Below are 6,714 nucleotides of genomic sequence, written 5' to 3'. Positions count from 1 at the left end.
AAAATGTCTCCTGTTGAATTTGAAAATAATTGGTTTGTTGAAAGTACTTTCAACAAACCAATTATTACTATCTTTAATAATGAAGTTAATGTTTAAAAAACGGTCAACTGTATTTAGGGATGTTCATCAACAAACAACAAACAACGAACAACAAACAACGAACAACAAAAAAAAACCTCAGAAAAGCACGTACTTTTCTGAGGCATAATTAACCTAACATTACATAAAATGAATTACCAATAACATGTTTTAGTACATTTATTTGGTATACTGTTTTTTTCCATTAACATAAAGTGTACCTTCTTTTGCATTAAAGCTATAGGTAGCATCTCCATAAACCTCTGCGTCTTTTTTATCTAAAATAAGTGCCTTTGAACTTTCTTCGGGTAAAAACAATTCAACTTTAGATTGATCATCATTAAACAATACGAAAGCACTAATAACAGCCGAACTATCTTCATGTACGGGGTTCAATCGCGTGCCTTCTTCAAAAATTTTCAAACACTTTTGTCTTAATTCACTCCACGTTTCTCCTGCTGCGACCAAACATCCATGATCGTTTTTCTCTCCTCCAATCATCGGTGCATTGTCAATTTGTTGTTCTCCTACTTGTAGCTCTTTATTGCTTGACTCAGGCATTTTTTCCGTTGTATTCTTACAAGCGCCTAAAGCTAAAACACTAAAAATTAAAATCATTCCTTTTTTCATATCAACTATTTTTATACCTATTTTTTAGTTATTGTTAAGTTTTCCCTCGCAATTTAGCGGTCTCACTTAACCCGTTTTTTTTTGTATCATCTAAGGTACGATATTTAATCAACTCTCTGCCTTTAAAACAGTTAGTTTACAATTATTTATGATTTGCGCCGATATTTTAACGCAAAAAAGATAATATTTAAATTCATTTACCTTTTTTAACTTTTTGATTTATTCCCAATTCTTTCCAGATTCTACATGTAAGTTTGTCTTGTAAATAATAAATAGTACAGCTATGAGAAAATTAAAAACAATAGTAGTAGGAATCTTAAGTATGGGAGCTTTGTTGATGAGTGAAACAACACAAGCTAAAGACATCATCATTACAAAGAATGAGTTACCCAAAAAGGCATTAATGTTTATGGATACCCATTTTAATGGTAAAGAAATACAAACCGTTGAAAAAGATGCTGATTTTTTATCTGTCTCATACAAAGTAACCTTTGCAGATCGCATTGAGATTGAGTTTGATCAATCTGGCGAATGGGATGAAGTTGATGGTAATGGAAATACACTACCCACTTCCTTTATTTTAGATCCGATTGTGACCTATGTAAAACAAAACTACAAAGAAACTTCCATTGTAAAAATTGACAAGAAAAGAAGTTATTTCGAAGTTGAGTTACACAATGGATTAGAGCTTGAGTTTTCAAAATCAGGTACATTCAAACGAATTGACAACTAATTAAAAAAAAGAGAAATGAAAAAGAAAATAATTGCATTAGCCCTGTTTACAACACTAACCGTTACATTTACCGCTTGTAATAGTGATGATGCTAATCCTGTTCAGATCGAAAAAATAACAGTAGATCAATTGCCTCAACAGACGCAACAATTTATTACTGGTGTATTTCCCAACACCACAATTGCAGAGGCTAATAAGGTGAATAAACCTAATTACTACGGTTCTTACTATAAGTTGATCTTAAACAACAACGTTCAAATCGACTTCGATAAAGAGGGAAATTGGACAGAAATTGAAACAACAAATCACACGGCTATTCCGACGGAATTTCTCGCACAAGAAGTTCCCTTAATTCAAGCCTATATTGCAGCAAATTACCCTACCAATTTCGCTATTGAAATTGACAGAGATCGAAAAGGATATGAAGTGAAGTTAAATAACGGGTTAGAATTGATTTTCGATCGCAATCAAGTCTTTATGGGGATTGATTTAGACTTAGATAACGATGAGCAATTGATTCACTATAATGAACTGCCCAAAGCAGCACAAACTCTTTTAACAACCCATTTTCCATCGTCGGAAATTGTGTTGATCAAAAGAGAAAATGACGATGAGGGCACTACATATAAGGTCTATGTAAATGATGGATTTAAAATCGAATTTAACCAACAAGGAGATTGGATAGAAATAGAATCCAACCAGGGAAAAGCAATTCCTTCTCTTTTGCTTCCTTCCCCAATGCTCAACTACATTCAAACAAATTACAGCGACTTTGCACTTACCAGTGTTGAAAAAAGAAGCAATAGCTTTGAAGTAGAATTAAAAAATGGAAGACAACAAGTAGAATTGATCTTTGATCGCGAAGGCAATTTTGTAAGAATTGATCGCTAAATAACATAAGTAGAAAAGGATGTTTTACAACATCCTTTTTTTATTTGTTTGAATTGACGAATGCGATAAGTCCGAAATCGAAGAACAAAGAATCATTTGGAAAAGATGCGGAAGTCTATCACCAAAAGACAAATCAGCCGTTACTTCACTTAACCTCACACCTCTGTATCGCACTACTATGTGAACTACTACATACAAAAAGAGGGCGATCCTAAGATTCACCCTCCAGCTTTAGGTTTTGCTGCTTATTTTACATCCAGCAGCAAGATTTTGAATAAAAATTGCTTAGCTTCTCTGTGTATTCTCAACTTGTAAACGACTAACAAACAGAAAAATAAAAAATAAAAATTAACTCATAATTTCAGAGGGTGCAAACCCGAAAATTTCTACAAAAGCGCGGTAAAAGGATAAGCGAGTATTAAAGCCACATAGTAAACTCAGTTCCTCAACCGTAAAGTTTTCTTCATTGTCTTGAATAAGCAAAATAGCGTACTCAACCCTTAATCGGTTCAAATATTGTTTGAATGTAGCGGATTGAGATTCTTTAAAAAAACGAATTAGCTCAGATTTTTGCAAGTTTAACGTACCTGACAACTGTTCTAAGTTCAACGACGGATTTAAAAACAAACGCGTCTCAATCAGCTGTTCAGTCATCATCTGACGAATTTCATTTGTCTTGCGTATTTCTGGTACTTTGGGACTAGAAACCTCCTGTGTCAGATGTGTTAAATCAATACGTTCTATTGATCGCGTTCCCCAGCTAGATCTCTGCTCTACTTGTGGTAACGAGATGTCAAGTGCCACATTTCCAAGTAAGCGATGTGTTTGTTGTGTCCATTCCCTTTTAACAGAATGATTAAACGCTTCTTTATACCTCCCATAGGTAAACGATTTTACTTCAAACAAGAACGCGCCAATCAACAATGAAAGATGAATGATATAAAATAACTGATCGATATAGTTATGGAATAGCGTATCATCAAAATAAATCATCAAAAAAGACAAAGAAACACAAAAGAGAACAACAATATAAAAAGCAACGTACTGCTTAAGTATTTTGTGTAAAAGATTATTCATCAGACAGAAATATCCATAGCATCCATAAAAAAAACACAAGATACTAATCGATAAAAACAACGGCTTATTCACTACTTGCAATTCGAAAGTAGTTTCACTCACTACCAACTGATTAAAGAGGAGATACACTAGAAACAGCACCGAAACACTGTGTAACAACCAGCGATTACGCTTCAATTTTAGTAAGTAAATACATCCATTACCCAAGAATAAAAACAACAAAGAAATGAAGTGAACACTTGGTAAATAGCCTGCGTAAACACGCAACAGATACACCATACCGTGTAAACCAAAAACACATAAACTCAATGTTAGAATTTTCTTGCTACCACAATGTTTTTTCCTATTGATCCAATAAAGAAAAACATATCCTAGAATAAAAATTACAATCCAATTCATACCTGCACTCTACTTTTTTCAATAACTCCTCTATAATCAACAGGGCTAAATCCAGTTAAATCTTTAAAATACTTATTAAACGTATTAACCGATCTAAATCCGCATTCTCCAGCAATAGCCAACATAGTCCAATCGGGTTGATTAACTAGCAATTGTAAAGAATAAATGATCCGATAATAAGCTACAAGCTTGTAAAACGTAGTATTGAGGTAATTATTAATTACAAAACTAGCTTGCTGAGTACTGCAATTTACAATGGAGTTACACATCATTTCGAGTGTGAAGTCTTGTTGTAAAAAGTCCTTTTTTGATTCAAAAAAATCTATTATTTGCTCGCCTAACTCTTGATTTCTGTATTTTAATTGGTAGCGATCTAACTCAACGCCTTTAGTCATATCCCCCTCACTTTCTTCAGGAACCGATACATCCCACTGCGATACAGAAACAGAAAATGTTTCTCTCTCTGTCTCCTTTGTTTTTTTCTTCATTGAAGCATACGTAAACAAAGAGATCATTAAAATAAGACATTGTACACCTACCTGAACATGATTAAGAGCAAGAATAAAGAGATTCAACTCATTGATAATAAGGTACAGTTGAACATTTAAGAGGAAAAGATAGAGCACAAAGAAGAAGTGAGCAATATTGATATAAGCTCCAATTCTCAGGCTTTGTTCTTTAAATTTTTCCTGATGCCAAAAATAAATGCCAAAATAGACAACTGCAAAAAAATTATTTAAGGTAACCACGATCCACAAAGGAACCCAAAGAAAGCTAAAAATAATCAGAAGAACCGCTAAACTAGCTATTTGAAGAATTTGCGTTCTCAAAATAACATCCTCCAGTTCTCTTGTCAGACCGAAGAGCATTATACTAAATACAATCGCATAGAGATTAACGATGTAGGTAGTTTTCTGATCCACTAAAACAAAGTAACAACTAACCGTCAATAGAAAAACAAAAAAAACAAACAGCAAAAAATAATAGCGCTCAACTTGAAAATTAACATTCCAATCATCCAACTTCATTTCATAATCCTTTTTTAAATCCATACATTTTAAGTTTAGTTATCTTCATACAAAACGCACGAAAACTTGCGTTGTATTAGATAAGATTAAAGCATAAATATTCCCCCCACTTTTGTTTTTAACTAAAAAATCAAACACGTATCAAATTAACATTTTAACGACAGGTGATAATCGATAATCAGTTATTATTTTTACAATATCTTGATTTTTCAGTTAACCAAATTTAACTTTAGTTATGTTAAATCATGTATCAATAAACATGTTCTGCATGCAAAGTAATTAATTGAAACACATTTTAACACTTAATCCTATAATTTGAATATTTTTTAAAATAACAGAACAATTAACATGTTAAAATCAATTTTAAATCATAAAATACAAATATAATGGAACAAAAAAACAGAAACAGATATCAATAAAGTTGTTAAAAACAGATTTTAATCGCACATGTAGAATAAAATCCCTTTAAAAAGCAAAGCTTTCCTCCATTTCTTGTTCAAACTAAAGATTTTCAAAACTTACATAAATTATCATAAAAAATTCCTTTTTGCTATAGATAAAACACAAATATTCCTTCCCGTTTACATTTAAACAAACCATGGCCAAGAAACAGGCACATAAAAAGAGAAAAAAAAAAGTGTTTATTTCACCTATTAGTAGAATTACACTTTTATTTAGAGGGAAAAGAACTCCAGTATTTTTGAATTGTTTGCTTCAACGCGAGCGTTTGTAGGCAACAAAACCAAACACAATTAGCCTATAAAGACCGCTTACAGTAAAGCACAACTTTACAAACTGAGGTCAATTAAAGCGGAGAGTAATAGAAGGTATTCCTCCCTTTTGTCAAAAAAAATAAAGTAGAAACCCGTTCATCAGTAGCGTTATAGCCCAAAAAACCACAATCAGAGAAAATTAAATTAACTTTTTTATTTGCTAAACTATTAAAAAGCTTATTTTTGTGCTACAATTAATAATACCCAAAATTTAATACTGTGGAAAACGCAAATGCAATTAAACTAATTAAGTTAATACAATCTGATTTAGTTACAAATGGTCTTGTGGTGGATCAAATCGTTCCAAACCTTAAGAAATTAAGAGAATATGCTTTACTAGAAGAAGTACCGACGCTAGTCAAAGCAATTAGACTTACGTATGAGCACATTGAAAATAACAACGGTTTTTTCATTGCTATTCCAAATGACGAACCAATAGAAGAAGATGAAGTGGTAGAAGAAGCTACTGTTGGGACGCAAAATGACATCGAGAGTTTACAATACTTATTGTCGCTTTTTAAAGATCCTACAAACAAGCATAACATTGCTGATTTGAAAGAGTACAACGCTAAGTTTTTAGCATAACATATAAGGTCTAGATTTTCTAGGCCTTTTTTTATGATTTATTTAGCATTAATTCCCTTCTAATTATTTGAAATAATCCACATTAACTCTATTTTAGCCTCATAAAACTTAAGTCTATATATTATGGTTAATCTATTTAGGATTACAGCTTTTTTAGAGGGAGTATCCTTACTTCTTTTGTTGTTCATTGCAATGCCCTTAAAGTATATTTGGGATAGCCCTTACATGGTACAAAAAGTGGGCATGGCACATGGTATTTTATTCATTGCCTATATTGTTTTCGCTTTTTTAATCAAAAATGAGTTAAAATGGTCGAATAAAACTTTATTTTTTGTGTGTATTGCCTCAGTAATCCCATTTGGAACTTTTGTAATCGAGAAAAAATTAAAAAGAGAAATTAGTTAATAAACTAACGAAAAAGTATATCATTTATATTTTTACTACTAAAAAACAATATTTATTCAAATCAAAAGGGATTGTCATTGATTTTATATAATTCAGTATTCTTTGAAAAAATTGT

At 31.9% G+C, this 6,714-nt stretch carries 7 protein-coding genes; 4 read left to right on the top strand and 3 right to left on the bottom strand.

The features are described 5' to 3' along the window. Positions 1 to 258: 258 nt before the first annotated feature. A complete protein-coding gene (locus H4K33_RS15770) occupies positions 259 to 708 on the bottom strand; it encodes a hypothetical protein (protein WP_182650721.1) in 450 nt (149 codons plus the stop codon). Between the two features lie 283 nt (positions 709 to 991). Between H4K33_RS15770 and H4K33_RS15765 the strand changes: the two genes are divergently transcribed. Then, on the top strand, positions 992 to 1,441 hold the full coding sequence (locus H4K33_RS15765) for a PepSY-like domain-containing protein (protein ID WP_182650719.1): 450 nt from the start codon (positions 992 to 994) through the stop codon (positions 1,439 to 1,441). A gap of 15 nt (positions 1,442 to 1,456) precedes the next feature. After that, on the top strand, positions 1,457 to 2,332 hold the full coding sequence (locus H4K33_RS15760) for a PepSY-like domain-containing protein (protein WP_182650717.1): 876 nt from the start codon (positions 1,457 to 1,459) through the stop codon (positions 2,330 to 2,332). 348 nt (positions 2,333 to 2,680) lie between these two features. On the opposite strand, the gene H4K33_RS15755 is transcribed toward H4K33_RS15760, so the two are convergent. Continuing rightward, positions 2,681 to 3,808 carry a helix-turn-helix transcriptional regulator gene (locus tag H4K33_RS15755; protein ID WP_182650715.1) on the bottom strand — a complete coding sequence of 376 codons (1,128 nt, stop codon included), beginning with the start codon at positions 3,806 to 3,808 and terminating at the stop codon, positions 2,681 to 2,683. Beyond that, entirely contained in the window at positions 3,805 to 4,860 is a 1,056-nt protein-coding gene (locus tag H4K33_RS15750; protein WP_182650713.1) for a helix-turn-helix domain-containing protein, read from the bottom strand. The genes H4K33_RS15755 and H4K33_RS15750 overlap by 4 nt, the downstream gene beginning before the upstream one ends. Positions 4,861 to 5,828: 968 nt before the next feature. Here H4K33_RS15750 and H4K33_RS15745 point away from each other — a divergent pair. Next, entirely contained in the window at positions 5,829 to 6,194 is a 366-nt protein-coding gene (locus H4K33_RS15745) for a hypothetical protein (RefSeq protein ID WP_182650711.1), read from the top strand. Between the two features lie 123 nt (positions 6,195 to 6,317). Next, entirely contained in the window at positions 6,318 to 6,599 is a 282-nt protein-coding gene (locus H4K33_RS15740) for a DUF3817 domain-containing protein (RefSeq protein WP_182650709.1), read from the top strand. The last annotated feature ends 115 nt before the right edge of the window (positions 6,600 to 6,714 follow it).

The organism is Myroides sp. WP-1 (genome assembly GCF_014145635.1).
Taxonomy (GTDB): domain Bacteria; phylum Bacteroidota; class Bacteroidia; order Flavobacteriales; family Flavobacteriaceae; genus Flavobacterium.
The sequence above is the reverse complement of the archived record's forward strand: the minus strand, read 5'-3'. Positions and strand labels throughout refer to the sequence as shown.

Coding starts and splice junctions, on each gene's coding strand:
- H4K33_RS15760 (WP_182650717.1), top strand. CDS start 1,457: ATGAAAAAGAAAATAATTGCATTAGCCCTGTTTACAACACTAACCGTT.
- H4K33_RS15755 (WP_182650715.1), bottom strand. CDS start 3,808: ATGAATTGGATTGTAATTTTTATTCTAGGATATGTTTTTCTTTATTGG.
- H4K33_RS15765 (WP_182650719.1), top strand. CDS start 992: ATGAGAAAATTAAAAACAATAGTAGTAGGAATCTTAAGTATGGGAGCT.
- H4K33_RS15750 (WP_182650713.1), bottom strand. CDS start 4,860: ATGGATTTAAAAAAGGATTATGAAATGAAGTTGGATGATTGGAATGTT.
- H4K33_RS15740 (WP_182650709.1), top strand. CDS start 6,318: ATGGTTAATCTATTTAGGATTACAGCTTTTTTAGAGGGAGTATCCTTA.
- H4K33_RS15770 (WP_182650721.1), bottom strand. CDS start 708: ATGAAAAAAGGAATGATTTTAATTTTTAGTGTTTTAGCTTTAGGCGCT.